The organism is Cellulomonas sp. WB94 (assembly GCF_003115775.1).
Lineage (GTDB): Bacteria > Actinomycetota > Actinomycetes > Actinomycetales > Cellulomonadaceae > Cellulomonas_A.
Genome location: NZ_QEES01000002.1, coordinates 1,573,703 through 1,599,955 on the forward strand (window position 1 = coordinate 1,573,703; position 26,253 = coordinate 1,599,955).

Genomic DNA, 26,253 nt, shown 5'->3' on the forward strand with positions numbered 1-26,253 from the left:
CCGGGCAGCGTATGTCGGTCTCGTGGCAGCTGGAAAGAGCCGTGGACCGGGCGGAGACCGATCCACGACGCCGTGGGGGGCCGCGTTCGGGAATCACCGTGGCGTGTGGGCGGCCCGAACTGGCCCCGTCTGGGGACAGGCGGTGCGTATCCGCAGGTCGGACGGATGCCCAGGAGGGCGTGCTGGTCCGGAGCGTCGTGGCCCGGCGAGACCCGCGGCGTATCTCACTCCGACGCACGAGGCCCCGATCGACCCGCGTCGTCCGAGTTGTTCGGCGCTGCTCCGCTGTCGTCGCGCGCCTCGCCAGAAGTTGGACCCGCGCGTTGGTTCGGTCAGGCGGGTGCAGTCGCCGCCGCGGCGGCCCGTGCGGCGGCCGGCAGCGCGGCGACGATCCGCTCGACCGCGGCGTCGTCGTGCGCGGCCGAGACGAACCACGCCTCGAAGCCCGACGGCGGCGCGTACACGCCCGCGTCGAGCAGCGCGTGGAAGAACGGCGCGTACCGCCACGACTCGCTGGCCAGCATGTCGGTGTAGTCGTGGGCACCGCGCTCGGCGGCGGCTGCTCCGAAGACGACGCTGAAGAGGCTGCCGGCCGACTGGACCACGTGCGCGACGCCCGCCGCGTCGAGTGCCGACGTGAGTGCGCCCCGCAGCGTCGCGGCGACGGCGTCGACGCGCGCGTAGACCCCGGCGTCGGCGGCGCGCAGGGTCGCGAGCCCGGCGGCGGTCGCGACGGGATTCCCGGACAAGGTGCCGGCCTGGTAGACAGGCCCAAGCGGCGCGAGAGCGCCCAGGACGTCCGCCCGGCCACCCACCGCCGCGACGGGCAGGCCGCCGCCGATGACCTTGCCGAACGTGAGCAGGTCGGGGGCCCAGCCCTCGACGGCACCCTCGAGGCCCCACCACCCGCCGGGCCCGACGCGGAACCCCGTCAGCACCTCGTCCTGGATGAGCAGGGCGCCGTGCGCGTGGGCGATGCGGGCCAGCGCCGCGTTGAACCCGGGCCGCGGCGGGACGACACCCATGTTCGCCGCGGCGGCCTCGGTGATGACGGCGGCGATCGTGCTGCCGTGCTCGGCGAACGCGGCCTCGACCGCGGCGAGGTCGTTGTAGGGCAGCACGATCGTCTCGGCGGCGACCGCGGCGGTGACCCCGGCCGACCCGGGAAGCGCGAGCGTCGCGACGCCCGAGCCGGCGGCGGCCAGGAGCGAGTCGACGTGTCCGTGGTAGCAGCCGGCGAACTTGATGATGCGGTCGCGGCCCGTCACCCCGCGGGCGAGCCGCACGGCGGTCATGGTGGCCTCGGTGCCGGTCGAGACGAGCCGGAGCCGCTCGGCCGCCGGGACGCGGGACCGGATCTCCTCCGCGAGCTCGACCTCGGTGAGCGTGGGCGCGCCGAACGACAGCCCGCGTGCGGCGGCCTGCTGGACCGCCTCGACGACGGCCGGGTGCGCGTGGCCCAGGAGCGCCGGGCCCCACGAGCCGACGAGGTCGACGTACTCGCGCCCGTCGACGTCGGTCACGTAGGCGCCGCGTGCCGACGCCAGGAACCGCGGCGTGCCGCCGACCGACCCGTACGCGCGCACCGGCGAGTTGACCCCGCCGGGGATGACCGCCTGCGTCCGCTCGAAGTACGCCGCCGACGTGGCGTCCAACCCGGTCATGCGATCTCCTCGTCCAGCCATCCGGCCAGCTCGACGGCCCAGTAGGTCAGCACGTGGTCCGCGCCGGCCCGTCGGATGCTCAGCACCGATTCCATCACCGCGCGGCGGCGGTCGATCCAGCCGTTCGCCGCGGCGGCCTCGATCATCGCGTACTCCCCGGACACCTGGTACGCCGCGACGGGCACGGTCGAGGTCGCGGCCACGTCCGCCAGCACGTCGAGGTAGGCCAGTGCGGGCTTCACCATGATGATGTCGGCGCCCTCGGCGATGTCGATCGCGACCTCGCGGATCGCCTCGCGGCGGTTCGCGGGGTCCATCTGGTAGGTGCGGCGGTCGCCCACGAGCGTCGACTCGACAGCTTCGCGGAACGGGCCGTAGAACGCCGACGCGTACTTCGCGGCGTAGGCCAGGACCGCCACGTCGAGGTACCCCGCCCCGTCCAGCGCGTCTCGGACGACGCCGACCTGGCCGTCCATCATGCCGCTGAGCCCGACGAGGTGGGCACCCGCCCGGGCCTGCGCGAGGGCCATGTCGGCGTACCGCACGAGGGTCGCGTCGTTGTCGACCGCACCGGACGGTGTGAGGACCCCGCAGTGGCCGTGGTCGGTGAACTCGTCGAGGCACAGGTCGGCCTGGATGACGAGCGCCTCCCCGACCTCGGTGACGGTGTCCGCGAGGGCCACGTTGAGGATGCCGTCCGGGTGAGTCGCCTGCGTGCCGGTCGCGTCCCGGTGCTCAGGGATGCCGAAGAGCATGACTCCGCCGAGCCCGGCCGTCGCGGCCTCGGTGACGGCCCGGCGCAGCGACTCGCGCGAGTGCTGGACGACGCCCGGCATCGAGCTGATCGGCCGCGGCTCGGTCAGGCCCTCCCGGACGAACAGCGGGAGCACGAGCTGGGCCGGGTCGAGGTGGGTCTGCGCGACGAGGCGGCGCATGGCCGGCGTCGTGCGCGTGCGCCGGGGGCGGATGCGGCCGGGCGAGGGCAGGTCGCTCGGCATGTCACGCGAGCGCTCGCGGCGGCGTGGTGTGCGCTGGGGTCCGGTCACGGTGTCACCTCGACTGTCGTGGTGGGTGGGTAGCAGCGAGTGCGTCGACGAGCGCCGCGACGAGACCGGTGGGCGTCTGCTCGGTCGCGACGGTCCCGACGTCGAGGCCGATGCGCTCAGCAACGGCCGCGGTGCTCGGGCCGAGGCACACGACGAGCGTGCCGGGCGGCGGGGGACCGAGCAGCTCGACGAGGTTGCGCGCCGAGCTGCCGGACGTGAGCACCACGGCGCCGATGCGGCCCTCGGACCAGTCGGCGCGGGTCACGTCGTCGGGCGCGGGGCCGGGGACCGTGCGGTAGGCGACGATCTCGTCGACCGACCAGCCGCGCCCGCGCAGGCCGGCCGCGAGGGTGGGGGCGGCGAGGTCGCCGCGTGGGACGAGGACCCGTGACGCGGCCGAGCCCTCCTCAGCCGGCGCCGAGGCGGCGGGCAGCGGGGGCCACGCGGTGAGCAGGTGGATCGCCGACGACGCGCCACGGGGCACGAGGTCGACGCGCACGCCTGCGTCCCGGAGCGCGCGTTCGGTCGCGGGCCCGACGGCGGCGACGTGCAGGTCCTCGACGAGCTCGGCGAGGGTCGTGCCGATCTCGACCGCGCGGTCCGCCAGCACGGGGACCGCCGCGCCGCTCGTCACCGCGAGCCACCCGTAGTACCCGATGCCGAGCGCGAGCAGCACGTCGTCGAGCTCGGTCGGGTCCTCGGGCGGGACGGTCTGGATGAGCGGGACGGTCACCGGCTCGGCGCCGTTGGCGGTGAGCGCGATGACGAGCGGGTCGGGTCCGTCGGTCGCGCGGGGGACCAGGACGCGCAGCCCGTCGAGCGGACCGTGCCCGCCGGGGGGTTCGGTGGTGGCGCCGCGGACCGTGGCGGTCATCGCGGTCCCAGGTCGGCGAGCTCGGCGGCGCCGGAGGCGAGCAGCTCGTCGGCGAGCCGGTTGCCGAGGTCGACAGCGGTGCGGGCGCGGTGGCCGTCGGCGACCCCGGGCTCTGCCGGGGCCCCCGGCATCGCGGTCGACGCCGACCGGCGCAGCTGTCGGCGTCCGTCGGGGCCGGTCACGACCGAGTCGAGCGTCAGGACGTCGCCTGTGGGCGAGAGCCACGCGAGCGCGCCGACGGGTGCGGCGCACCCGGCCTCGAGGCGGGCCAGGAGCGCACGCTCGGCGACGACCGCGAGCCGGGTCGCCGGGTGGTCGAGCGCCGCGAGGGCACGATGCAGCGGGGACTCGGGGTCGAGATCGGCGCGGACCTCGACCGCGAGCGCGCCCTGCCCGGGCGCCGGCGTCATGACCGCCGGGTCGAGCGCCTGCGTGATGGCCTCGAGCCGGCCGAGCCGTGCCAGGCCCGCGCACGCGAGGACGACCGCGTCGAGGTCGTCGCGCGCGACCCGGCGCAGGCGCGTGTCGACGTTGCCGCGGATGTCCACGATGTCGAGGTCGGGGCGGACGGCAAGCAGCTGGGCGGCGCGGCGCGGGGAGCCGGTCCCGACGCGTGCGCCCTCGGGCAGCGACTCGAGCGTCCAGGAGTGCCGGGCGCACAGTGCGTCGCGCGGGTCCTCGCGGACCGGGACCGCGCCGATGACCAGACCCTCGGCGGGGCCGGTGGGCAGGTCCTTGAGCGAGTGGACGGCGACGTCGCACCGGCCGTCGAGCAGCGCGTCCCGCAGCGCGGTGACGAAGACCCCGGTGCCGCCGAGCGACGCGAGCGAGCCCGTGAGCCGGTCCCCGTCCGTGCGGACCTCGACGAGCTCGATGTCCCCGGCGCCCGAGCGGGTCAGCGCGTCGGCCACGTGACCGGTCTGGGTGAGGGCCAGTGTGCTCGCACGTGTGCCGATACGGACGGTCGAGGGCATGGCGCCAGTCTCGTGCACGATCGGGTCGATGTCGAAAGCGGCCGATGCGCCGGGGGCCGGGCCCGCTGCGCACAATTTGCTGACGCATTGTCAGAATCAACAGGAAATCCTGCGAAGGCCGGGAACCGAACAATCCCACCCCACAGCATTTCCACAGCAATGTCGAGAGGCGTGAGGCAGACCGTCAGAGCGCGGACGGTGCGCCGTCGCGGTCCTCCTGGAGGAGTGCGTCGGCGGCCCGACGAGCATCCGGGACGACCGAGGCCAGCCCGTTGCCGGCGACCCAGGCGCCGCACACGGCCAACCCACGCACGCCTGCGACCGCCGCCCGGACCCGGGCGACCGTGGCGCTGTGGGCGGCGCTCGGGCGGGGCAGCGCCTGCGACCACGCGACCCGCGCGGAGGCCACCAGCTGGTCGGCGGACAGGGTGACCCCGAGCAGGGTCGAGGCGTCCCGCAGCGCGAGGGCCGCGAGGGCGCCGTCGCCCAGAGCGCGCGGGTCGGCCGGCTCGGTGCCCTCCGGGGTGGCGTAGGTGCCGACGGCCGGCGACCCGGCGACGCCGTAGGACAGGCGGACGACGTGACGGCCGGGCCCCGCGTCCCGGGCGAGCCACGCCCACTTGGCGGTCCCGTGCGTGAGCGCCTTCGCCCGCACGCGGTGCACCCCCGGCGCGACCAGGACACCCGTGCCGCGCGGCGCCGCGTCGAGCTCGGGGGCGTCGAGGACGAGCGTGACGAGGACGACGTCGGCACCGGGGTCGGGGTGCAGGTCGCCGAGCCCGGGCACGACGGCGGGCAGCAGCCCGGCGGCCTCGGCCGTCGTGAGCACGAGCCGGTCGGCGCGGACCACCAGCTCGGGCGGAGCCTCGGCGCGTCCGATCGGCCGGGCGGTCGGCGCTGCCCCGGGAACGGCCCCGAGCGTGATCTCGAACGTCGGGGCGGTCGGCGCTGCCCCGGGAACGGCCCCGAGCGTGATCTCGAACGTCGGGGCGGTCGTCCCGCCCGGCTCGGCCTCGACCCGCTGAGCTGCCCCGATCCGCTGGACTGCCTCGACCCGCACGCCCGTCCTGACCGGCACACCCCGCTCGGCCAGGTCCGTGACGAGCGCGTCGACGAGCACGTGCATCCCGCCGTCGAGCCCCGCCACGGCGGCCCCGGCCGGTGCCAGCGCGCGCAGGTGCCCGACGGCGGAGCCGAGCGACCCGTGCGCGGCCAGAGCTGCCAGGAGTCCGGGGGAGACGGCGTCGACCGCGAGGTCGTCGGGGTCCGCAGCGTGGACGCCCGCGACGACCGGCCGCACGAGCCGGTCCAGCACGCGCCGACCCATGCGTGCCCGCACGAGCGCCCCGAGCGTCGTGCCGCTCCCCGCCGACCCCGCACCCGTGCCGACCCGGGCGGGCAGCACCCGGTCGAGAACCGCACGCAGAGCCCCGACCAGCCCGATCGTCTGGCGCACGTCGCGCGACCACGGGTCTGCCGGGATGCCGAGCAGCCCGGTGCGTGGCAGCGGTCCGGCGCCCGACGCGAGCTGCACCCACGCCCCGCGGGGGTTCGGCGCGACGATCCGGGCCCCGAGACCGAGCTCGTCGGCCAGCGCCGCGACCGCCCCGCCCCGCGTCGCGAACGACTCGGCTCCGGAGTCGAGGGTCAGCCCGGCGACCTCGTGCCGCCCGACCGAGCCGCCCGGCGTCGCGCGCTGCTCGACCACGAGCACCCGCAGCCCGCCCGCGGCGAGGTCACGCGCCGCGACGAGCCCGCCGACGCCGGCCCCGACGACGACAGCGTCCCAGGACTCCACCCCTGCGCCCCGCGCCCTACGCCTCGTGCACGAGCGCGGCGACCCGCGTGAGCACGTCCGGGTCGGTCTCGGGCGGCACGCCGTGCCCGAGGTTCACGACGTGCCCGGGGGCGTGCGCGCCGCGCGCGATGACGTCGCGGACGTGGGCCTCGAGCACCGGCCACGGAGCGGCCAGCAGCGCGGGGTCGATGTTGCCCTGCAGCGGCGTGCGCCCGCCGAGCCGACGGTTCGCCTCGTCGAGCGGGAGCCGGTAGTCGACGCCGACGACGTCCGCACCCACGTCCCGCATCGCGACGAGCAGCTCGCTCGTGCCGGTCCCGAAGTGCACGGTCCGGACGTCCAGGTCACTGACGTGCCGGAACGCGCGCGCCGACCACGGCGCCGCATGCGTCTCGTAGTCCGCGAGCGACAACGACCCGGCCCACGAGTCGAACAGCTGGGCCGCGCTCGCCCCGGCGAGCACCTGCGCACGCAGGAACTCACCCGTGACGTCGGCCGCCCACGCCATGAGCGCCGCCCACGTGTCGGGGTCCGCGTGCATGAGCGTCCGCGCAGCCAGGTGGTCGCGCGACGGTCGGCCCTCGACGAGGTAGGCCGCGAGCGTGAACGGGGCGCCGGCGAACCCGATGAGCGGCGTCGAGCCGAGGGCGGCGACCGTGAGGCCGACCGCCTCGGTGATCGGTGCGAGCGCCTCGGCAGTGAGCGGCCCGGCGTCGTGGAGACGCGCGACGTCGTCGGCGGTGCGCACCGCGGAGCCCAGCACGGGCCCGACGCCGGGCTCGATGACGACGTCGACCCCCGCGAGCCGCAGCGGCACGACGATGTCGGAGAAGAAGATGCCCGCGTCGACGTCGTGGCGGCGCACGGGCTGCAGCGTGAGCTCCGAGGCGAGCTCGGGGGTCAGGCACGCGTCGAGCATCGCGGTCCCGGCCCGCGCCGCGCGGTACTCGGGCAGCGACCGACCGGCCTGCCGCATGAACCACACCGGGCGACGCGCCGGGCGTCCGCCGGAATACGCCGTCACGAGCGCGGAATGAGTTGTGCGACCGTCGACGAGCGGATGCGTGGGGGGAAGGCTCACGCGTCGATTGTGCCGGACATTCCTCGGAGTGATTCAATCGGCCCCGTGGTGCTGCTGAGTCTGATCGCCAGCCACCACGACCTCGACCTCGCAGTGCTGGAGCGGCTCTCCGCCGACACGCACGCCGTCGGACACGAGATCGTGGCCGGCTGTGCGCCCGTGACCGGGGCCGTCGTCCTTGCGACGTGCAACCGGTTCGAGCTGTACCTGGAAGTCGACGGCCCCGAGCACGTGGCCGACGCGCGCGCCGGGGCGGTTGCGGTCGTCTCCGCCCGCTCGGGCTACGACGCCGACCGGGTCGAGACCGAGCTGCATCTCGGAACCGGGGTCGAGGTCGCCGAGCACCTGTTCTCCGTGGCGGCCGGGCTCGACTCGATGGTGGTCGGCGAGCGGGAGATCTCCGGTCAGGTCCGCCGCGCCCTGAGCGCCGCACGCCGCGACGGGACGACGACGTCGGACCTCGAGGCGCTGTTCCAGGCCGCGTCCCGGACCTCGCGCACGGTCGGCTCGAGCACGGGGCTCGGTGGCGCGGGGCGCTCGGTGGTCGCCGTGGCGCTCGACCTCGTCCAGGAGGACCTGCCCGCCTGGCCCGACGTCCGCTGCGTGCTCATCGGGACCGGCTCCTATGCCGGGGCGAGCCTCGCGGCGCTGCGGTCGCGCGGCTGCTCCGACATCCGGGTGTTCTCGCCGAGCGGTCGGGCGCACGCGTTCGCCACCGCACGCGGGGCCCGGGCGATCACCGGTTCCGACCTGCACGCCGAGCTCACGGACGTCGATCTCGTGGTGGCGTGCTCGGGCGCCCCGGGTGCCGTTCTCGAGGTCGAGGCGCTGGCCGCCGCCCGCATCGGCGTCGATCGTCCCCTCGCTGTCGTCGACCTCGCGCTGCGGCACGACGTCGACCCGGGCGTCCGCGAGCTGCCCGGCGTGCGGCTCGTGAGCCTGACGACCGTGAGCGAGAACGCGCCCGACGAGCACTCCGCGCCGGTCGAGCTGGCCCACGAGATCGTCGCCCGCACCGCCGCCGACTTCCAGGCCGACCGGCGGATGCGCCTGCGCAACCCCGGGATCGTCGCGGAGCGCACGCGCGTGCTGACTGGTCTCGAGGCGGCGATCGCGGAGCTCGGGTCGACCGACGAGCGCGCGGTGCGTGCCCTGCGGCGTCGGACCCGTCGGGCGCTGCACGGTCCGACGGTGCGCGCGCGGGATGCCGCCCGCGCGGGCGACGAGGCCGGGTACGCCGCCGCGGTGGCCGAGCTCGCGGCGATCCCGGTGCCCGACGCGTCGGGCGTGGCGGCTGCGACGGACGCGGCGGCGGTGACGGACGGTGCGACGGGCGTCGCGGCCGGCTCGGTGACTGGCCTGGCGGGGGCCGCTGTCAGCTGACGGCCGGTCCACTGCGCAGACCGGGTCGACGCCAAAGAGGTGCGCGCCGGGCCTGAACGGGGGGGAGTCAGGCCCGGCGCGCGTCTGGGGGGCGGTCTACTCCGCCGGCAGGTGCCCTCTCACGCCCAGGCCCGCTGGGCCGGACCGGCGGCCCAGGTGTGCGGCACGACCTGGTTGGTCTGGATGTCCGTCAGCTCGGCGGCGTAGACGATCGACTCGTAGACGCCCGCCTCGATGCGGTCGAGGCGCAGCCGCTCGGCCCGCTCGACGTCGTCGCCGAGGTGGGAGATCCGCGCGACGACGTACCGCTGCGAGTCCTGCCACTGGTCGACAACGCGCACGTCGAGCCCGTTCCAGCGCGCGGTGAGGTCCAGCTCGAACAGCTCGCTGACGTCGTCGCGCCTGACCTGCCGGTACCAGCGGCCGGACGGGGCCTGCCGGAAGCCCGTCTCCGAGAGCGGCGGGTTGGCGAGCGCGAGGATGACGCTGTGGTCGTCGTCGATGACGTCGGCCTCGAGGTACGCACCGTGCCACTTGGCGACCGGCCCCACGCAGCGGGACAGCGATGCGAGGGACGGGCGGTGGGCGCCGGGCTGCGTCACGCTCCACCCCGTGCCGACGTGGCCGTACCGGGCGAGCAGGATCAAGGTGCCGTCCGCGAAGACCCGGACGAGCTCGGCGCCCGGGGGGATGCGCGAGTGGCGCAGCCACCACAGCGGCACGATGTACCCGGGCACGTCGCGGTACTGCAGGTGCGAGGACGACTCGAACCGCAGGATGTCGATCGACTGCGCGTACGGGCTGAAGGGGGTTCCGGGGTAGCCGAGACCGTGGACCTCGAACAGCTGCGCGGGTGTCGTGGCGAACGAGACGTCCTCAGCGCGCACTGCGTAGCCGGCGATGCGGTCGTGCCCCAGCGTCATGTGTGCTCGGGTCAACGCCGGTGTGATCGCCTTCTGCATGAGGGTCACGGTGGCTTCCTCGCCAAATGGGGTGTACCGGACAAGCCGGATCGGGACCGATTGTGCAGGTCCAACAGGGCGCGTGTCCAGGAGCCACCCGTTCGTGGCAGGGCCGCGCCCGCCTCCAGGTCCAGGTGAGCGGCGTTCGCAGGCTGCTGACCTGCAAGAACGTGCCACGCACCGCTCGATGAGGGTGTGATGAGAGCGTGACCAACCGGGGCCGTTCGTGGCGCTGGGAAAGCTCACCCGGCCGGACGGGACGACCCTGGCACTGCCAGGGGACCCGACGGCTGGTCAGTCCTCGAGGTACCCGACGAGCTCGGCAGCAAGGCCCGTGTACGTCGCGGGCGTCAGGGCGGCCAGCCGGGCGGCCACGTCGTCGGGCAGACCCAGCCCGGCGATGAACCCGCGCATGTCCTCGGCGGTCAGCCGGCGCCCGCGCGTGAGCTCCTTGAGGCGCTCGTACGGGTTCTCCATCCCGGTGACCCCGGCGACGGAGGCTGCGCGCATCGCGGACTGCACGGGCTCGCCCAGCACCTCCCAGTTCGCGTCGAGCTCGCGCTCGAGGGCCGAGCGGTCCACGGAGAGCCCGCCGAGGCCGCGGCGCACGTTGTCGATCGCGAGCAGCGAGTGGCCGAACGCGATGCCGATGTTGCGCTGCGTCGTGGAGTCCGTGAGGTCGCGCTGCAGGCGGGACGTGATGAGGGTCGACGCGAGCGTGTCGAGCAGCGCGCTTGAGATCTCGAGGTTCGCCTCGGCGTTCTCGAACCGGATCGGGTTGACCTTGTGCGGCATCGTCGACGAGCCGGTGGCCCCCGCGACGGGGATCTGGATGAAGACCCCGTTCGAGATGTACGTCCAGAAGTCCGTGGCCAGGTTGTGCAGCACGCGGTTGAAGCGCGCGACGTCGGCGTACAGCTCGGCCTGCCAGTCGTGCGACTCGATCTGCGTCGTGAGCGGGTTCCACGTCAGGCCGAGGTGCTCGACGAACGTCCGGCTCACCTCGGGCCAGTCCGCACCCGGCACGGCGACGACGTGCGCGCCGAACGTGCCCGTCGCACCGTTGAGCTTGCCCAGGTACTCGGCGTGCTCGATCCGGCGCAGCTGACGGCCCAGGCGGTGCGCGAGGACAGCGACCTCCTTGCCCAGCGTCGTCGGCGTCGCGGGCTGACCGTGCGTGAGCGCGAGCAGCGGGACGCTCGCGTGCTCGCGGGCGAGCGCCGTGAGGTCAGCGACGAGCGCGCGTGCGGCGGGCAGCCACACCTGCTCGACGGCGCCGCGCACCATGAGCGCGTACGACAGGTTGTTGATGTCCTCGCTGGTGCACGCGAAATGCACGAGCTCGCCGACCGACGGGAGCACCGTCGAGGCGCCCAGCACGGACGGCGCCGCGGCGAGGCGGTCCTTGAGGAAGTACTCGACCGCCTTGACGTCGTGGACGGTCTTCTTCTCGATCGCCCCGAGCTCGGCGATCTCGGCCGCCCCGAACGTCGCGACGACGTCGCGCAGGTACTCCTGCTCCCGGGCGGACAGCACGGGTGCGCCCGGCACCACGTGGTGCGCGGTGAGGTGGATGAGCCACTCGACCTCGACGTGCACGCGCTCGCGGTTGAGCGCAGCCTCGGACAGGTGGTCGACGAGCGGCGCCACAGCCCCCGGTACCGGCCGTCGAGCGGCCCGAGCGCGATGGCCGGTTCGACCTGAGCAAGAACGACGCGCGGTTGACCCATGGGGTCATCCTCCCAGAACGCGCACGGCAGGCGCCCGCCCACAGGCGGGCGTGAGACGCCGGCCCGCACCGCCCGCGTCCACGGCGCGGTCGACGGTCATGACCCGGCCCTAGCGTCCCGCGCATGGTCAATCGAGTCGGCACAACAGCAGGTCGAGGGTGAGCGCCGCGATCGCCCCGTTGGCGGCGCGTGCCCGGGGCCTCGTCGACGAGGCGGGCCGCACGCTCGCGCGCGCGCGCCAGGTCGACTGGGTGTCGGACGCCGCCGACCGCTACCAGGCGGCGCTCACCGAGGGTCAGCTGGCGGTGCTGCGTGCGAGCGCCCTCATCGACACTGCCCACCACGCGCTCGCGGTGCTCGACGCCGCCGGCCAGGACGCGCATGCGGGCGCCTGCACGTCCGTCGCGCAGCGGCTGCTCGGCGGTGCCCGGTGAGCGACGGGCTCCATGTCACGGGTGGCTACGGCGGCACGTCCGCCCGGCTCGAAGACCTGCACCGTGCGGCGGCCGCGCTGCGCCAGGCCGCCGACTCCCTCGACCAGGCCGACGAGATGCTGGGGGTCGCCCAGCGCGCCACCTTCACCGGTGACGCGTTCGGTGCCGGTGCGTCCGCACGGGCGGCGCTCGACCAGGTGCTGCGGAGCCCGTCGTCCCCGGCGCGGACGGCGGAGAACCTGCGGCGGCTCGCGCGGGCGCTGGTCGAGGCTGCTGGGACGTACGAGCGGGCCGAGGGGACGGTCGAGCTCGCGGTGCGGGCGTTCGTGGGTGTCACGGCCTCGAACTTCGGGCAGAGCCCCTGGGCACCCCTCGTCGGCCTCGGTGCCACGTTGATGGCACCCTTCGCGGTCGAGGCCGGGGCCGTGCTGGGCTGGGCCAGGACGGGCCGTCGCCCCGAGCTGTCGGACCTGGTCAGCAGCGGCGCGGCCGAGACGCTGCTCTACGGCGTCGGGACGTTCCTGCGCGGGCTGCAGCCCGGGGTCCAGCGGCTTGTCGGCGCGCCCGTCGGTCCGGCGGTCGCTCCGATCGGGACGCTCCTGCCGAGGCGTCCCCTGCTCGTCGTCCCGGTCTTCGGCAGCACCCGCACCCTGACCGGCGCGGACGTCCCGGCGTCCGACGGCGATGCGATGCGGTCGGTCAGCGCCGGCTACGCGACGCCCGGCGCGGTCGAGGTGACGCGGCTCGACCACCCGGACGGCTCCCGCTCGTGGCTCGTCGCGGTGCCGGGGACCCAGGAGGGGTCGGTCGGCGGGCCCAACCCGTTCGACATGCAGAGCAACCTCGAGCTGCTCGCCGGGCAGTCCGCGGCCGCGAGCGAGCTGACGGTCGCCGCGATGGAGCAGGCGGGAATCGAGCCGGGGGAGCCCGTCATGCTCGCTGGCCACAGCCAGGGCGGCATGACGGCCATGGCGCTCGCCGGCTCCGCCACGGTGACGGCTCGGTTCGCGATCACCCACGTGCTCACGGCCGGATCGCCGGTTGCCGGGATGAGCACGCAACCCGGCGTCCAGGTCCTCAACGTCGAGCACACGACCGACGCGATCCCCGTACTCGACGGCCGAGCGAACCCGGACACGCGCGACCGGACGACCGTCCGGCGGGACCTGTCGGTCGCCGACGACCCGGCCGATCGCGTCGCTCGGCACTCGCTCCTCGAGTCTCACGACGTCAAGCTCTACGGCCGCACCCTCGACCTGGTCGACGCCGCAGCGGACCACGACGCGTCGATCGACGCGTGGGAGGAGTCGGTCGGGTCGACCGTGTTCGGCCCGCAGGGCACGACCGCCGTCGTGACCCGGTACGCGGGGATCGCCGGCGTCGAGGTCCCGACCCTCTCGCCCGCGAGCCGGTGAACGGGGGCGCGGGAGCCAGTGGCGGCCGAGAGGTCAGCGCTTGCGGCCGCCCGGCAGCGCGACGCTGAGGACGAAGCTGACGATCGAGATGATGAGTGCCCCGAGCACCGCGGTGCCGAAGGTGTCGATCCGCAGGCCCCAGTCGGTGTGGCCCGTGATCCACGCGGTCAGCATGAGCATGAGCGCGTTGACCACGAGCGTGAACAGCCCGAGCGTGAGGATGTACAGCGGGAGCGACAGGAGCTTCACGAGCGGCTTCACGATCGCGTTGACCAGACCGAAGATCAGCGCGATCAGCGCGATGATGCCGATCTTCTGGCCGGTCGAGTCGGCGCCGACGATCTGCAGACCCGACAGGAGGACGGTCGCGAGCCAGATCGCGACGCCGTTGATGATGACTCGCATGAGGAAGCCCATGTGCTGATCCTGCCAGTCGCAGCCCGGGCTCACCTGGGGAATCGTCGGGCGATGGCATGCTGGTCGGGTGACCCAGGTACCCCTCCGGCCGGCTGTCGCTGCTCTCCCCGCGTACGTCCCGGGTGGTCGGTCCCCGGTCGGTGCGGCGGCGTTCAAGCTGTCCTCGAACGAGAACCCGTTCCCACCGCTGCCGTCGGTCGTCGCCGCGATCATCGACGGTGCGATGGACGTCAACCGCTACCCCGACATGTACGCGACCGAGCTGACCGAGGCGATCGCGAGCCGGTGGGGCGTGCCGGCCGCGAGCCTCGTCGTGGGCAACGGCTCGATCGCCGTGCTCGGGCACGTGCTGGCCGCGGTCGTCGATGCGGGCGACGAGGTCGTGTACCCGTGGCGCTCGTTCGACGCGTACCCGATCGCGGTCGCCGTCGCGGGCGGCATCGGGGTGCCGGTGCCCGTGACCGACGACGGCCGGCTCGACCTGGTTGCCATGGCCGCTGCGGTCACGCCGCGGACCCGGGTGGTCCTCGTGTGCACCCCGAACAACCCGACCGGACCGGCGGTGCACGCCGACGAGCTGTCCGACTTCCTCGCTGCGGTCCCACGGGACGTGCTCGTGGTGCTCGACGAGGCCTACGTCGAGTTCGTCCGGGACCCGCTGGCTGCCGACGCGCTCGCGGTGTTCGCGGGCCAGCCGAACGTCGTCGTGCTGCGGACGTTCTCCAAGGCGTACGGGCTCGCGGGACTGCGCGTCGGCTTCGCGATCGCCCGCCCGCGCCTCGCCTCGGGGATCCGCGCGACCTCGACACCGTTCGGGGTCTCGCACGTCGCGCAGCTCGCGGCCATCGCCTCGCTGCGCGCGGCCGACGAGCTGCTGGCGCGGGTCGACGCGATCGTGGCCGAGCGTGGCCGGATGCTCGCCGGCCTGCGGGGGCAGGGCTGGTCGGTGCCGGACAGCCAGGCCAACTTCGTGTGGCTGCCCCTCGGCGACCGGGCGGTGTCGTTCGCCACCGCGGCGACCGAGGCCGGCGTCATCGTGCGACCGTTCGCGGGCGACGGCGTGCGCGTGAGCGTGGGGGAGACCGAGGCGACCGACGTGCTGCTCGAGTTCGCGGCGACGTTCCGGCACTGAGGCGCGGTCGGGTGCACCCTGGAGTGTCCTGCGCGATGCGCGTGCGGTGCTGTGGAGACCCGACAAGTCACCACAGCGCAGGTTGTCCGACGAGCACTCAGACAACCTACGGTGTCGTAGCCTACGCTGACGTAGGTTCGACCTGGAGCGCTCCGTCGCACCGGGACGGGCACGCTGACCAGCACCTCGATCAGCACCCCGACCTGCACGCGTCACCCTGCACTCGACACTCTGCACGCGAAGGAGACACCGCGTGAGCCCCAACGGACCACTCACCGACGCCGGACTCGTCCAGCTGCTCACGCCCGCGGGCGAGCGCGTCGACCATGCCGTCTACAGCCCGCTCGTCGCACACCTCGACGGCGACGCCCTGCGCGCGATGTACCGCGACATGGTGCTCGTCCGGCGCTTCGACAACGAGGCCACCTCGCTGCAGCGGCAGGGTGAGCTCGGGCTCTGGGCGCAGAGCCTCGGCCAGGAGGGTGCGCAGATCGGCTCCGGGCACGCGCTCGCCCCGCAGGACTACGTCTTCCCGTCCTACCGCGAGCACGGCGTGGCCCAGACCCGCGGCGTCGACCTTGCGAACCTGCTGCGCCTGTTCCGTGGCATCGACCACGGCGGGTGGGACCCGACGGCGCACAACTTCCACCTGTACACGCTCGTCATCGGCTCGCACACGCTGCACGCGACCGGGTACGCGATGGGGGTCCAGCGCGACGGCCTGGTCGGCACGGGCGACCCGACCCGGGACACCGCCGTCGTCACCTACTTCGGGGACGGCGCGACCTCCCAGGGTGACGTCAACGAGGCCCTCGTCTTCGCGGCGGTCAACAACGCGCCGCTCGTCCTGTTCTGCCAGAACAACCAGTGGGCCATCTCCGAGCCGACGACGCGTCAGACCCGAGTGCCGCTCGCTGACCGCGGTCTCGGCTTCGGGGTTCCGAGCGTTCGGGTCGACGGCAACGACGTCATCGCGTCGTACGCCGTGACGGCCGAGGCGCTCGAGCGCGCACGCTCGGGCGGCGGGCCGACGCTCATCGAGGCGTTCACGTACCGGATGGGTGCGCACACCACCTCGGACGACCCGACCCGGTACCGGTCGGCCGCCGAGGAGGAGTACTGGCGCCAGCGCGACCCGATCGACCGCCTGCGCCTGCACCTCGAGCAGACGGGCGAGCTGCCCGCCGCGTTCGCCGCCGACCTGGAGTCCGAGGCGGTCGCGCTCGGCGAGCGCATCCGCACGACGGTCCGCTCGTGGGGTCCGCCGCCGCCCGCATCGATGTTCGACCACGTCTACGCGACCCCGAACTCGGTCGTCGAGGGCGAGCGGGAGTGGTTCGAGTCCTACGAGACGACGTTCGCCCCGACGCAGGGAGGTGCTCGATGACCGCCGAGCGCATCACGTTCGCCAAGGCGATCAACACCGGCCTGCGCCGTGCGCTCGAGCAGGACCCGAAGGTCCTCCTCATGGGCGAGGACATCGGGGCGCTCGGCGGGGTGTTCCGGGTCACCGACGGGCTCCAGAAGGACTTCGGCCCGGACCGGGTCGTCGACACGCCGCTCGCGGAGTCCGGCATCGTCGGCACCGCGATCGGCCTCGCGCTGCGCGGGTACCGACCGGTCTGCGAGATCCAGTTCGACGGGTTCATCTTCCCGGCGTTCGACCAGATCACGACCCAGCTCGCCAAGATGCACTACCGGTCGCAGGGTCGGCTCACGCTGCCCGTGGTCATCCGCGTGCCGTACGGCGGCGGGATCGGCGCGATCGAGCACCACAGCGAGTCGCCCGAGGCGCTGTTCGCCCACACGCCCGGGCTGCGCGTCGTCAGCCCGTCGAACCCGGCCGACGCCTACGCGATGATCCAGCAGGCCATCGCCTCACCCGACCCGGTGCTGTTCTTCGAGCCCAAGGTCCGGTACTGGGACAAGGCCGACGTCGACCTCGAGACGCCGGCTCAGGCCCCGCACACCGACGCGGCCCCCACCGGCCTCGACCGGGCCCGGGTGCTGCGCGAGGGCACCGACGTCACGCTCATCGCCTACGGCCCGTCGGTCGCGCCGGCGCTCAAGGCCGCGGCCACCGCGGCGGCCGAGGGCACGAGCGTCGAGGTCATCGACCTGCGCACGATCTCCCCGCTCGACACCGAGACCCTCGTGGCCTCGGTCCGCAAGACCGGTCGGTGCGTCGTCGCGCACGAGGCGCCGGTCCTCTACGGGACGGGTGCCGAGATCGCGGCCCGCATCACCGAGCAGTGCTTCTTCCACCTGCAGGCACCCGTGCTGCGGGTGGGTGGCTTCCACGTGCCGTACCCGGTGTCGAAGATCGAGCACGACTACCTGCCGAACCTGGACAGGATCCTCGAGGCGATCGACCGCACGCTCACGTTCTGACCCCGCCGACGGCGAGATTGAGGAGGCCACCGTGCCTACGTTTGAGTCGTTCCGGCTTCCCGACGCCGGCGAGGGACTGACCGAGGCGGAGATCGTCGAGTGGCACGTCGCCGTCGGCGACACCGTCGCGGTCAACCAGGCGATCGTCGACATCGAGACCGCGAAGTCGCTCGTCGAGCTCCCGAGCCCGTATGCGGGCGTCGTGACGCAGATCCTCGTCGAGGTCGGCACGACGGTCGACGTCGGGGTACCCATCATCATCATCGACACCGATCCGGGCGGGGCGGCAGCGCCCGCGCCCGACGCCGGGCAGGCGAGCGCGCCTGTGGCGGACGACGCGGGCGCCGTCGACGGTCCGGCTGCCGGTGCGGCTCCGGCCAAGGAGGCCGTGCTCGTCGGGTACGGGGTCGGCGAGCAGGCGTCCGCACGTCGCGCCCGTGCGCCGCAGCCGAGCGGTGCGGTGACGTCCGGAGTGAGCGCAGCGACCCCGTCGGCCGCTGCGCCCGCACCCGCACCCACCCCGACGCCGGCTCCGGCGGCTACCGCGCGAGCCGCCACCCCGGCCGCCGCCACTGCCGAGCCGCACCATGCGCACGCCCTCGCCAAGCCGCCCGTCCGCAAGCTCGCGCGGGACCTCGGCGTCGACCTCGACTCGGTGAACCCGACGGGTCCGGGCGGGATCGTCACGCGCGAGGACCTGCTGGCGCACTCGAACAACGCCCAGGTGCGTGCGCTCGCGACCTACCCGGACGACGCGGGCTGGCTCTCGCAGGGCGTCGTGTCCCCGGACGGTCGCCAGACGCGCGTCCCGGTCAAGTCGGTCCGCAAGCGCACGGCCGAGGCGATGGTGACGAGCGCGTTCAGTGCCCCGCACGTCACGGTGTTCCACACGGTCGACGTCACGAAGACGATGAAGCTCGTCGCCCGGCTGCGAGAGGACCGCGAGTTCGCCGACGTGCGCGTGACGCCGCTGCTCATCGCCCTCAAGGCGCTCCTGCTCGCCGTCGACCGGCACCCTGAGATCAACGCGAGCTGGGACGACGCGGCCCAGGAGATCGTCTACAAGCACTACGTCAACCTCGGCATCGCGGCCGCGACCCCCCGTGGGCTCGTCGTGCCGAACATCAAGGACGCGCACCGGCTCGGTCTCAAGGAGCTCGCGGTCGAGCTGGCGGCGCTCACGGCGACGGCGCGCTCTGGACGGGTCAGCCCGAAGGACATGTCCGACGGGACGATCACGGTCACGAACGTGGGCGTCTTCGGCATCGACACCGGCACGCCGATCCTCAACCCGGGCGAGGCGGCGATCCTCGCGTTCGGGGCGATCCGCGAGCAGCCGTGGGTGCACAAGGGCAAGATCCGGATCCGCAATGTGACCCAGCTCGCGCTGTCCGTCGACCACCGGCTCGTGGACGGCGAGCTCGGGGCCCGCGTCCTGGCCGACATCGCCAAGGTGCTGATGGAGCCGGCGCACGGACTCGTCTGGGGCTGACGCCCGACCCCGCGGCATGCCGACCGGCCCCTGACGCCGGGCCTGACGGTCACGCCTGACGCACGAAGTGCGGGCCCGCCCTGACGGCGGACCCGCACTGTCGTGCGTCGGTCGACGAACGGTTCGCGCTACACCGCCTTCGCGGCCGCCTCGGCCTCGTTGTCGATCCGGCCCTGGATGCCCGACACGTTGCGCAGCGGCAGCTCGGGCAGGAGCACGGTCAGGACGAAGCCCAGCACCATGATCGCCGCGGCGATGAGCAGCACGAGGTCGATCGACTGCGCGAACCCGTCGAGGAACGGCCGGGCGAGGCGCGGGTCGAGCGCGTTGATGAACGACGAGTCGTTGATCGACGGCACCGTCCCGACGCCGCCGTGCCCGCCGATCATGGCGAGCACCGGGGCGTTCGCCGGGTCGGCCCGTACCGCCGGGTCGGCGAGTGCGGCCTGGAACCCTGCGGTCGGCGCGAGCCGGGCGAACGCGCTCGCGATGTTGCCGCCGACGGTCGAGAACAGGATGGACAGGAAGACGGCCGTGCCGAGCGTCCCGCCGACCTGCCGGAAGAACAGTGCCGAGGCCGTCGCGACACCCATGTCCTTGACGTGGACGGCGTTCTGCACGGCGAGGACGAGCGGCTGCATCGTGAACCCGAGCCCGAGCCCGAAGACCAGCGAGTCGGCGAAGATGACGAGCAGCGGGGTGTCGACCGAGAGCCGCGAGAACAGCAGCGCGCCGATGCCCATGAGCACCGTGCCGATCACCGGGAAGATCTTGTAGCGCCCTGTCCGTGCGGTGAGCTGACCGGTCAGGATCGATCCGGACATGATCCCGACGGTGAACGGGATGAGCGTGAGCCCGGCGGCGGTCGGGGTCATGCCCTTGACGATCTGGAGGTACAGCGGCAGGGTCGCGAGCCCACCGAACATCCCGAGACCGATGACGACGTTCGCGCCCGAGCTCACTGCGAACGTGCGGTTACGGAACAGGTGCAGCGGCAGGAGCGCGTCGTCGCGTGCGACGACCTCGGCGAGCAGGAACAGCCCGATCCCGACGAGCCCGATCGCGTAGCAGAGCAGCGCACGGCCCGAACCCCAGCCCCACTCGCGGCCCTGCTCCGCGATGAGCAGCAGCGGCACGAGGCCGACGACCAGCGCGAGGGCGCCCGGCCAGTCGATGCGGTGGTCGACGCGGGTGATGGGCGGCAGGTGGAGCACCCGCCAGATCACGAGCAGCCCGATGAGCCCGATCGGCACGTTGATGAGGAAGACCCAGCGCCAGCCGGTGATGCCGAAGATGGAGTCGGCGCCCGCGAAGAACCCGCCCACGACCGGGCCGAGGACGGACGACGTGCCGAACACCGCGAGGAACATGCCCTGGTACCGGGCGCGCTCGCGGGGCGGCACGAGGTCGCCGAGGATCGTGAACGCGAGGGACATGAGCCCGCCCGCGCCGAGCCCCTGGATCCCGCGGAACGCGGCCAGCTGGTACATCGAGCTCGCCGTGCCGGAGAGCACCGAACCGAAGACGAACAGGGCGATCGCGCCGAGGTAGAACGGCTTGCGCCCGTAGATGTCGGAGAGCTTGCCGTACAGCGGCGTCGCGATCGTCGACGTCATCAGGTAGGCCGTCGTGACCCACGCCTGGAGCGAGAGACCGTTGAGGTCGTCGCCGATGGTGCGGATCGACGTGGCCACGATGGTCTGGTCGAGGGCGCCGAGGAACATCCCGATCATGAGCCCGCCGAGGATCGTGAGGATCTGGCGGTGCGTGGGCGCGACGCTCGGGCGCGCGGGAACGGGGGCTGCGGCGTCGACCGGGGGGATCGGCGAGCGGGAGGTCTGGGACACGGGTACCTCTCGGGGGTGTGCGGTCACGGACGGCGTCGAGGCCGGGGTGGAGCCCTCGGGCTCCGGCGAGCGTGGCGGGCGCATGACGCGCCCCTTCCCAGTGAAGGTCCACAACCTCGTGTGCCGCGACACTATTCCGAGCCTCCGACACGGCCCGGTCGCCGATCTGGGCACCCGTGCGGTCCTCGATCGGGTCCGCTCGGCCCCCCGAACGCGTGATGATGGTGCCCGTGAGTGCAGCCACCGCAAGTCGCCGAGCCGTCGTCGTCCTCGCGCTGGCAGCCGTCGCCGCGCTCGTCGGCGCCGGCGCCGCGCAGGCCCACAACACGCTCGTCTCGACCGATCCCGTCGACGGTTCGACCGTCGCGGTGGCGCCCCCGCGCGTGACGCTGACGTTCAACGAGCCCGCGCGGTCGCTGGGCACCGAGGTCGTCGTGACGGCGCCCGACGGGACGACTGTCAGCACCGGTGACCCGGTCGTGGACGGTGCCGCCGTGAGCCAGGACCTGTCGGGCGCGCTGCCCGCGGGGGCCTACACCGTGACGTGGCGGGTCACCTCGGCCGACGGGCACCCGCTCGAGGGTGTCCTCTCGTTCACGGCAACCGGGGCCACGACCGTCGGCGGCGCCGCTGCCGTGACGCCCACGCCGAGCCCCACACCCACGTCCACACCCACGCCGACCCCGTCGACCACGGCACCGGCCGCCACCGCCTCGATCGCGCCGGTGGCGCCGGCGGGCGGGGCCGAGATCGGGCCCCTCGTCACCGACCAGGACGCCGACGACGACGGGACCCTCAGTGGCGTCGTCGTCGCGGCCGTCGCTGCTGTCGTCCTCGTCCTCGTCGTCGCCGGAACGGTTCTCGTCCGCCACCGTCGTGCGCGCGCGCTGCGTTCGCGCTCCGCCCGGTCGTGACCCCGTGACGGCCCGCTCGCCTGCCCCTGCCGCGCCCGTGCCGGCGATCGCTTCGACGCCGCCCGACCACCGCGGCGCCACGCCCGCCGTGCGTGTCGCGGTGCTGGCCGCCGCCGGCCTCACGGCCGCGCTCATCGGGGTCTGGTTCTCCGGCGCAGCGCTCCCGACCGTGCTGCGCGACCCGGGTGCGCTCGTCCGGTGGGGTCTGCCCGTCGCCACGATCCTGAGCGAGCTCGCCGGGGCGCTGACCCTCGGCGCCCTGGTCCTCGCGGTCGGGATCCTGCCGCGTCGCGCGCCCGCCCGTCACCCGGGCGATCCCGCCGACCGGTCCGCGACCCCACCGCCTGGGCTCGGCGACGCCTACCCGCGTGCGCTGCTCGTCGCGGGGGTCGCGGCCGCGGCCTGGACGGTGCTGAGCCTCGCGACGCTCGTCCTGACGTACGCGAACGTCGCCGGGCTGCCGCTCGACGCACCGACGTTCGGCCAGGAGATCGGCGACTACGTGTCGAGCTTCGACCTCGGCCGCGCCCAGCTCGAGGTCGTCGTCCTCGCGGCGGTCGTCGCGGCGCTCGCGCTCGTCGTCGCGACCCCGACCGGCGCGGCATGGGCCACGGTTCTCGTCGTCGTCGCGCTGTGGCAGCAGGGGCAGACGGGTCACGCGGCGGGGACCGCGAGCCACGAGGTCGCGACGTCGGCCATGTTCCTGCACCTCGTCGGCGCTGCCGTGTGGGTCGGGGCCCTCGGGGTGCTCGCCGTCCTGGCCCGATGGCTGGGTCGCGACGTCGGGCCGGCGGCCGCGCGGTACTCCGTGGTCGCCGGCTGGTGCCTCGCGGCGGTCGGGGTGTCCGGGCTCGTCAACGCCGTCATCCGGCTGGGCGGGTTCGACGGGCTCGCGACGCGGTACGGCGTCCTCGTGCTGGTCAAAGCCCTGCTGCTCGTCGTGCTCGGCGCGCTGGGCCTGGCGCACCGGCGCGCCGCGATCCCGCGCCTGACCGCCGCGGAAGGTGCGGGCTGGCTGTTCTGGCGCCTCGTGCTCGTCGAGCTCGCGGTCATGGGTGCCGTCTCGGGCGTCGCGGTCGCGCTCGCGTCGTCGGCCCCGCCGGTGCCGCAGACGGCCGTCGTCGCGCGCACGCCCGCCGTCATCGTCACGGGCCACCCCCTGCCGCCCGAGCCGACCACGCTGCGCTGGCTCACGCTGTGGCGCTGGGACGTCGTGCTCGTGGCGCTCGCGGTCGCGGGCCTCGTCGTCTACGTGCGGTGGGCGTGGCGGCTGCACCGTCGCGGCGACGCCTGGCCGGTGTCACGGACGATCTCCTGGGTCGTCGGGATGGTGCTGTTCTTCTGGACGACGAACGGCGGACCGGCGGTCTACGGGCACGTGCTGTTCAGTGCCCACATGCTCGAGCACATGGTCCTCGCGACCGTCATCCCCATCTTCCTGGCGCTCGCCGCCCCGGTCACGCTCGCGCTGCGCGCCCTGCCCGTGCGCCAGACGGTCGTCCGCGGCGACGCCTCGCGCGGTCCTCGCGAGTGGATCCTCGTGCTGGTGCACAGCCGGTGGGGGCAGCTCTTCGCACACCCGCTGGTCGCCGCCGCCAACTTCGCCGGCTCGATGATCGCCTTCTACTACACGGGCATCTTCGAGTGGACGCTGCGCAGCCCCGTCGGGCACCTCGCGATGGCCGTCCACTTCTCGCTCGTCGGCTACCTCTTCGTCAACGCGCTCATCGGCGTCGACCCCGGCCCGACGCGGCCTGCGTACCCGCAGCGGCTGCTCCTGCTGTTCGCAACGATGGGGTTCCATGCGTTCTTCGGGGTGACCCTCATGTCCGGGGACGCGCTGCTCGCGGCCGACTGGTTCGGTCTGCTCGGACGGCCGTGGGGGCCGACGGCGCTCGCGGACCAGCAGACCGGCGGTGGCATCGCGTGGGGGATCGGCGAGCTGCCGACCCTCGCGCTGGCCGTCGCGGTCGCGGTGTCCTGGTCGCGCGCCGACGACCGGACCGCTCGCCGACGCGACCGCCAGGTCGACCGCGAGGGTGACGTCGAGCTCGACGAGTACAACGCGATGCTCGCGCGGATGGCTCGCCATGACGACGAATGACGCACTCCCGACACCCTGAGCACACAGGGCCGTGGTAGGACGTAGCTCGTGACCGCCACGACACCTGAGCCGACCGCAGCTCCTCCAGCAGCGCCGACCCCCGAGCCGAACGCAGCGCCGCGGCCCTTCCACGACCTTGACGAGTACGTCGCGCTGCCCAGACTGTCGGGGCTCACGCTCTCGAAGGACGGCCGCCGGCTCGTCACGGCCGTCTCGACCCTCGACGCGAAGCGCACCGCGTACGTCACGGCGCTGTGGGAGGTCGACCCGTCGGGCGAACGGCCTGCACGACGCGTGACCCGCAGCGCGAAGGGCGAGTCCAGCGCGGCGTTCACGCCGTCGGGCGACCTGCTGTTCACGTCGGCGCGTCCCGACCCCGAGCCGCGCGACGGCGCCACCGAGGAGCCCGTACCGGCCCTCTGGCTGCTGCCCGCGGACGGCGCCGAGGCGCGCGTCGTCGCGGACCGTGCGGCGGGGTTCGCAAGCGTCCATGTCGCCAACGACGCCGGCGTGGTGCTGCTCGGCTCGGACGTCCTGCCGCGCGCCCTCGACGACGCGGACGACGACAGGCTGCGCAAGGCCCGCAAGGACAAGAAGGTCGGCGCGATCCTGCACACCGGGTACCCCGTGCGGTATTGGGACCACGACCTGGGCCCGGCCGAGCCGCACCTGTTCGCGGCCACGGTCCGCGCCGACCTCACCGCGACGCGCGCGGGCGACCCGGACCCGCGGCTCGAGCTCCGGGACGTCACTCCCCTCGTCGGGCAGGCCCTCACGGAGCAGGCCGCAGCGCTCTCGCCCGACGGCCGCACGGTCGTCTCAGGTTGGTCGGTCCCGCTCGCGCGCGGGGAGCTGCGCAGCCGGCTCGTGGCGATCGACGTCGCGACCAGCGAGCGCCGCGTCCTCGTCGACGACCCGGATGCCGAGCTCGGGTCTCCGGTCGTGTCGCCGGACGGCCGCTGGGTCGCATACAGCCGCGAGACCCTCGCGGCGCCGGACAGTGCACCGCGCGTCGAGCTGTGGGTCGTGGGTCTCGACGGCTCGGGCACTCGGCAGCTCGCCGCCGGCTGGGACCGGTGGCCCCACGGTGCGATCTGGGCCCCGGACTCGGCCTCGCTCCTGGTGCTCGCGGACGACGACGGCCGCGGCCCGGTGTTCCGGGTCGACCTGCGGGAGGGGTCGGTCACGCGCCTGACCTGCGACGACGCGGTCTTCAGCGACCTTCAGGTCAGCCCGGACGGGTCCGCGCTGTACGCCTTGCGCGCGTCGTACCTCGCGCCCGCGCACCCGGTGCGGATCGACCTCGCCGTCGCCACGTCGTCAGGTGCGCCCGTCGCAGCAACCCCGCTGCCGGCCCCCGCCCCCTTGCCCGTGCTTCCCGGCCGCCTCACCGAGATCGAGACCACCGCCGACGACGGCTCCCGCGTGCGCGCCTGGCTCGCACTGCCCGACGACGCGTCGCCGACCACCCCCGCCCCACTCCTGCTCTGGATCCACGGCGGCCCGCTCGGGTCGTGGAACGCGTGGTCGTGGCGGTGGAACCCGTGGCTGCTCGTCGCCCAGGGGTATGCGGTGCTGCTCCCCGACCCGGCCCTGTCGACCGGGTACGGGCAGGAGTTCGTCCAGCGCGGCTGGGGGTCGTGGGGCGGCGCGCCGTTCACCGACCTCATGGCCGCGACCGACGCGGCGGTCGCGCGCCCGGACATCGACGCGACCCGGACGGCCGCGATGGGCGGCTCGTTCGGCGGGTACATGGCGAACTGGGTCGCGGGGCACACCGACCGGTTCCGCGCGATCGTCACGCACGCGAGCCTGTGGGCGCTCGACCAGTTCGGCCCGACGACCGACGCGTCGTACTACTGGCAGCGCGAGATGACCGCCGAGATGGCCGACGACAACTCGCCGCACCTCCACGTCGGCAAGATCGTCACGCCGATGCTCGTCGTGCACGGCGACAAGGACTACCGCGTGCCGATCGGCGAGGGCCTGCGGCTCTGGTACGACCTCGTGTCGCGGTCGGGCCTCGCAGCCGACGACGACGGCGTGACGCCGCACCGGTTCCTGTACTTCCCCGACGAGAACCACTGGGTCCTCTCGCCGCAGCACGCGATCATCTGGTACCAGGTCGTCGAGGCGTTCCTGGCTCAGCACGTGCTGGGGGACGAGGCGCCCGGCCTGCCGGAGCTGCTCGGCTGACGCGCTCCGGTGGGCGGTCCACCCCGCTGACTGCCTGGTCCGATGCCCCGGCCGCCAGCACCGCACCGGGTGAGGTGTGTCCGCTCAGCGCGCGGGTTCGGGGGGTTCTTGCGAGACTCGGAACCGCAGCGGGCGCATGGCCCGCACACAGGTGAGGAGCACACATGGGTATCGGTGGCGGAATCGGCCTGATGATCATCGGCGCCATCCTGGCGTTCGCGGTGCGCGACAACGTCAGCGGTGTCGACCTCACGATGATCGGCTACATCTGCATCGCCGGGGGTGCTCTCGCGCTGATCCTGAGCCTGGTGCTCAACGCACAGCGCGCGAACACGACCCACCGCGAGGTCATCGAGCGGCACGACGACACGAGGCTGCCGCCGCCCGTCGTCTGACCGC

20 protein-coding genes and 1 pseudogene are annotated in these 26,253 nt (G+C 73.8%); 11 read left to right on the forward strand and 10 right to left on the reverse strand.

Features of this window, described 5'->3' with window-relative positions:
• Nucleotides 1-332: 332 nt before the first annotated feature.
• The 6 genes from hemL to hemE form a co-directional block, all read right to left on the reverse strand.
• Nucleotides 333-1,664, reverse strand: a complete 1,332-nt coding sequence (hemL, locus tag DDP54_RS08395; RefSeq protein ID WP_109131358.1) for a glutamate-1-semialdehyde 2,1-aminomutase — start codon at nt 1,662-1,664, stop codon at nt 333-335.
• Nucleotides 1,661-2,662, reverse strand: coding sequence for a porphobilinogen synthase (hemB, locus tag DDP54_RS08400; protein ID WP_109132452.1), 1,002 nt, complete (start codon nt 2,660-2,662; stop codon nt 1,661-1,663). The genes hemL and hemB overlap by 4 nt, the downstream gene beginning before the upstream one ends.
• A 52-nt stretch (nt 2,663-2,714) precedes the next feature.
• On the reverse strand, nt 2,715-3,584 hold the full coding sequence (locus DDP54_RS08405; protein ID WP_109131359.1) for a uroporphyrinogen-III synthase: 870 nt from the start codon (nt 3,582-3,584) through the stop codon (nt 2,715-2,717).
• The gene (hemC, locus tag DDP54_RS08410) at nt 3,581-4,558 is read right to left on the reverse strand and encodes a hydroxymethylbilane synthase (protein WP_109131360.1); all 978 of its coding nucleotides are present in this window, start codon (nt 4,556-4,558) and stop codon (nt 3,581-3,583) included. Before hemC ends, DDP54_RS08405 begins: the two co-directional genes overlap by 4 nt.
• 184 nt (nt 4,559-4,742) lie before the next feature.
• A complete protein-coding gene (locus DDP54_RS08415) occupies nt 4,743-6,356 on the reverse strand; it encodes an FAD-dependent oxidoreductase (protein WP_109131361.1) in 1,614 nt (537 codons plus the stop codon).
• A gap of 16 nt (nt 6,357-6,372) precedes the next feature.
• Nucleotides 6,373-7,437: a uroporphyrinogen decarboxylase gene (gene hemE, locus DDP54_RS08420; RefSeq protein ID WP_109131362.1), complete on the reverse strand. Its 1,065-nt coding sequence runs from the start codon at nt 7,435-7,437 to the stop codon at nt 6,373-6,375.
• Between the two features lie 45 nt (nt 7,438-7,482).
• On the opposite strand from hemE, the gene DDP54_RS08425 reads away from it, so the two are divergent.
• A complete protein-coding gene (locus tag DDP54_RS08425) occupies nt 7,483-8,820 on the forward strand; it encodes a glutamyl-tRNA reductase (protein WP_242448301.1) in 1,338 nt (445 codons plus the stop codon).
• Nucleotides 8,821-8,939: 119 nt separating this feature from the next.
• Here the strand turns inward: DDP54_RS08425 and DDP54_RS08430 are convergent, their stop codons facing one another.
• Complete coding sequence (locus tag DDP54_RS08430) at nt 8,940-9,782, reverse strand: hypothetical protein (protein ID WP_242448449.1); 843 nt, start codon at nt 9,780-9,782, stop codon at nt 8,940-8,942.
• Between the two features lie 294 nt (nt 9,783-10,076).
• Nucleotides 10,077-11,512 (reverse strand): annotated as a pseudogene (gene purB, locus DDP54_RS08435) (adenylosuccinate lyase).
• A gap of 158 nt (nt 11,513-11,670) precedes the next feature.
• On the opposite strand from purB, the gene DDP54_RS08440 reads away from it, so the two are divergent.
• Together DDP54_RS08440 and DDP54_RS08445 are read left to right on the forward strand one after the other, a co-directional pair.
• On the forward strand, nt 11,671-11,946 hold the full coding sequence (locus DDP54_RS08440) for a hypothetical protein (RefSeq protein ID WP_109131364.1): 276 nt from the start codon (nt 11,671-11,673) through the stop codon (nt 11,944-11,946).
• A complete protein-coding gene (locus tag DDP54_RS08445; protein WP_109131365.1) occupies nt 11,943-13,361 on the forward strand; it encodes a hypothetical protein in 1,419 nt (472 codons plus the stop codon). The genes DDP54_RS08440 and DDP54_RS08445 overlap by 4 nt, the downstream gene beginning before the upstream one ends.
• Nucleotides 13,362-13,394: 33 nt before the next feature.
• Here DDP54_RS08445 and DDP54_RS08450 read toward each other — a convergent pair whose 3' ends face one another.
• Nucleotides 13,395-13,778, reverse strand: coding sequence for a phage holin family protein (locus tag DDP54_RS08450; RefSeq protein WP_109131366.1), 384 nt, complete (start codon nt 13,776-13,778; stop codon nt 13,395-13,397).
• Nucleotides 13,779-13,845: 67 nt separating this feature from the next.
• Between DDP54_RS08450 and hisC the strand changes: the two genes are divergently transcribed.
• The 4 genes from hisC (at nt 13,846) to DDP54_RS08470 (ending at nt 18,793) form a co-directional block, all read left to right on the forward strand.
• Nucleotides 13,846-14,910: a histidinol-phosphate transaminase gene (hisC, locus tag DDP54_RS08455; protein WP_109131367.1), complete on the forward strand. Its 1,065-nt coding sequence runs from the start codon at nt 13,846-13,848 to the stop codon at nt 14,908-14,910.
• 253 nt (nt 14,911-15,163) lie between these two features.
• Nucleotides 15,164-16,297, forward strand: coding sequence for a pyruvate dehydrogenase (acetyl-transferring) E1 component subunit alpha (gene pdhA / locus DDP54_RS08460; RefSeq protein ID WP_109131368.1), 1,134 nt, complete (start codon nt 15,164-15,166; stop codon nt 16,295-16,297).
• Entirely contained in the window at nt 16,294-17,301 is a 1,008-nt protein-coding gene (locus DDP54_RS08465) for an alpha-ketoacid dehydrogenase subunit beta (protein ID WP_109131369.1), read from the forward strand. Before pdhA ends, DDP54_RS08465 begins: the two co-directional genes overlap by 4 nt.
• 31 nt (nt 17,302-17,332) lie before the next feature.
• Nucleotides 17,333-18,793, forward strand: coding sequence for a dihydrolipoamide acetyltransferase family protein (locus tag DDP54_RS08470; protein WP_109131370.1), 1,461 nt, complete (start codon nt 17,333-17,335; stop codon nt 18,791-18,793).
• A gap of 128 nt (nt 18,794-18,921) precedes the next feature.
• Here DDP54_RS08470 and DDP54_RS08475 read toward each other — a convergent pair whose 3' ends face one another.
• Nucleotides 18,922-20,640, reverse strand: a complete 1,719-nt coding sequence (locus tag DDP54_RS08475; protein WP_242448302.1) for an MDR family MFS transporter — start codon at nt 20,638-20,640, stop codon at nt 18,922-18,924.
• A gap of 230 nt (nt 20,641-20,870) precedes the next feature.
• Between DDP54_RS08475 and DDP54_RS08480 the strand changes: the two genes are divergently transcribed.
• The 4 genes from DDP54_RS08480 to DDP54_RS08495 all read left to right on the forward strand — a co-directional run bounded on the left by DDP54_RS08480 (nt 20,871) and on the right by DDP54_RS08495 (nt 26,249).
• Nucleotides 20,871-21,554, forward strand: coding sequence for a copper resistance CopC family protein (locus DDP54_RS08480; protein WP_158274488.1), 684 nt, complete (start codon nt 20,871-20,873; stop codon nt 21,552-21,554).
• 37 nt (nt 21,555-21,591) lie between these two features.
• A complete protein-coding gene (locus tag DDP54_RS08485; RefSeq protein WP_109132454.1) occupies nt 21,592-23,658 on the forward strand; it encodes a cytochrome c oxidase assembly protein in 2,067 nt (688 codons plus the stop codon).
• A gap of 153 nt (nt 23,659-23,811) precedes the next feature.
• Entirely contained in the window at nt 23,812-25,854 is a 2,043-nt protein-coding gene (locus tag DDP54_RS08490; RefSeq protein ID WP_242448450.1) for an alpha/beta fold hydrolase, read from the forward strand.
• A gap of 164 nt (nt 25,855-26,018) precedes the next feature.
• A complete protein-coding gene (locus DDP54_RS08495) occupies nt 26,019-26,249 on the forward strand; it encodes a DUF6458 family protein (RefSeq protein WP_109131374.1) in 231 nt (76 codons plus the stop codon).
• Nucleotides 26,250-26,253 lie beyond the last annotated feature (4 nt).

What these genes read in the sequence shown, in the direction of transcription:
- hemC (WP_109131360.1), bottom strand. Translation starts at nt 4,558, where the DNA reads ATGCCCTCGACCGTCCGTATCGGCACACGTGCGAGCACACTGGCCCTC.
- DDP54_RS08405 (WP_109131359.1), bottom strand. Translation starts at nt 3,584, where the DNA reads ATGACCGCCACGGTCCGCGGCGCCACCACCGAACCCCCCGGCGGGCAC.
- hemB (WP_109132452.1), bottom strand. Translation starts at nt 2,662, where the DNA reads ATGCCGAGCGACCTGCCCTCGCCCGGCCGCATCCGCCCCCGGCGCACG.
- DDP54_RS08495 (WP_109131374.1), top strand. Translation starts at nt 26,019, where the DNA reads ATGGGTATCGGTGGCGGAATCGGCCTGATGATCATCGGCGCCATCCTG.
- hemL (WP_109131358.1), bottom strand. Translation starts at nt 1,664, where the DNA reads ATGACCGGGTTGGACGCCACGTCGGCGGCGTACTTCGAGCGGACGCAG.
- DDP54_RS08450 (WP_109131366.1), bottom strand. Translation starts at nt 13,778, where the DNA reads ATGGGCTTCCTCATGCGAGTCATCATCAACGGCGTCGCGATCTGGCTC.
- DDP54_RS08430 (WP_242448449.1), bottom strand. Translation starts at nt 9,782, where the DNA reads ATGCAGAAGGCGATCACACCGGCGTTGACCCGAGCACACATGACGCTG.
- DDP54_RS08465 (WP_109131369.1), top strand. Translation starts at nt 16,294, where the DNA reads ATGACCGCCGAGCGCATCACGTTCGCCAAGGCGATCAACACCGGCCTG.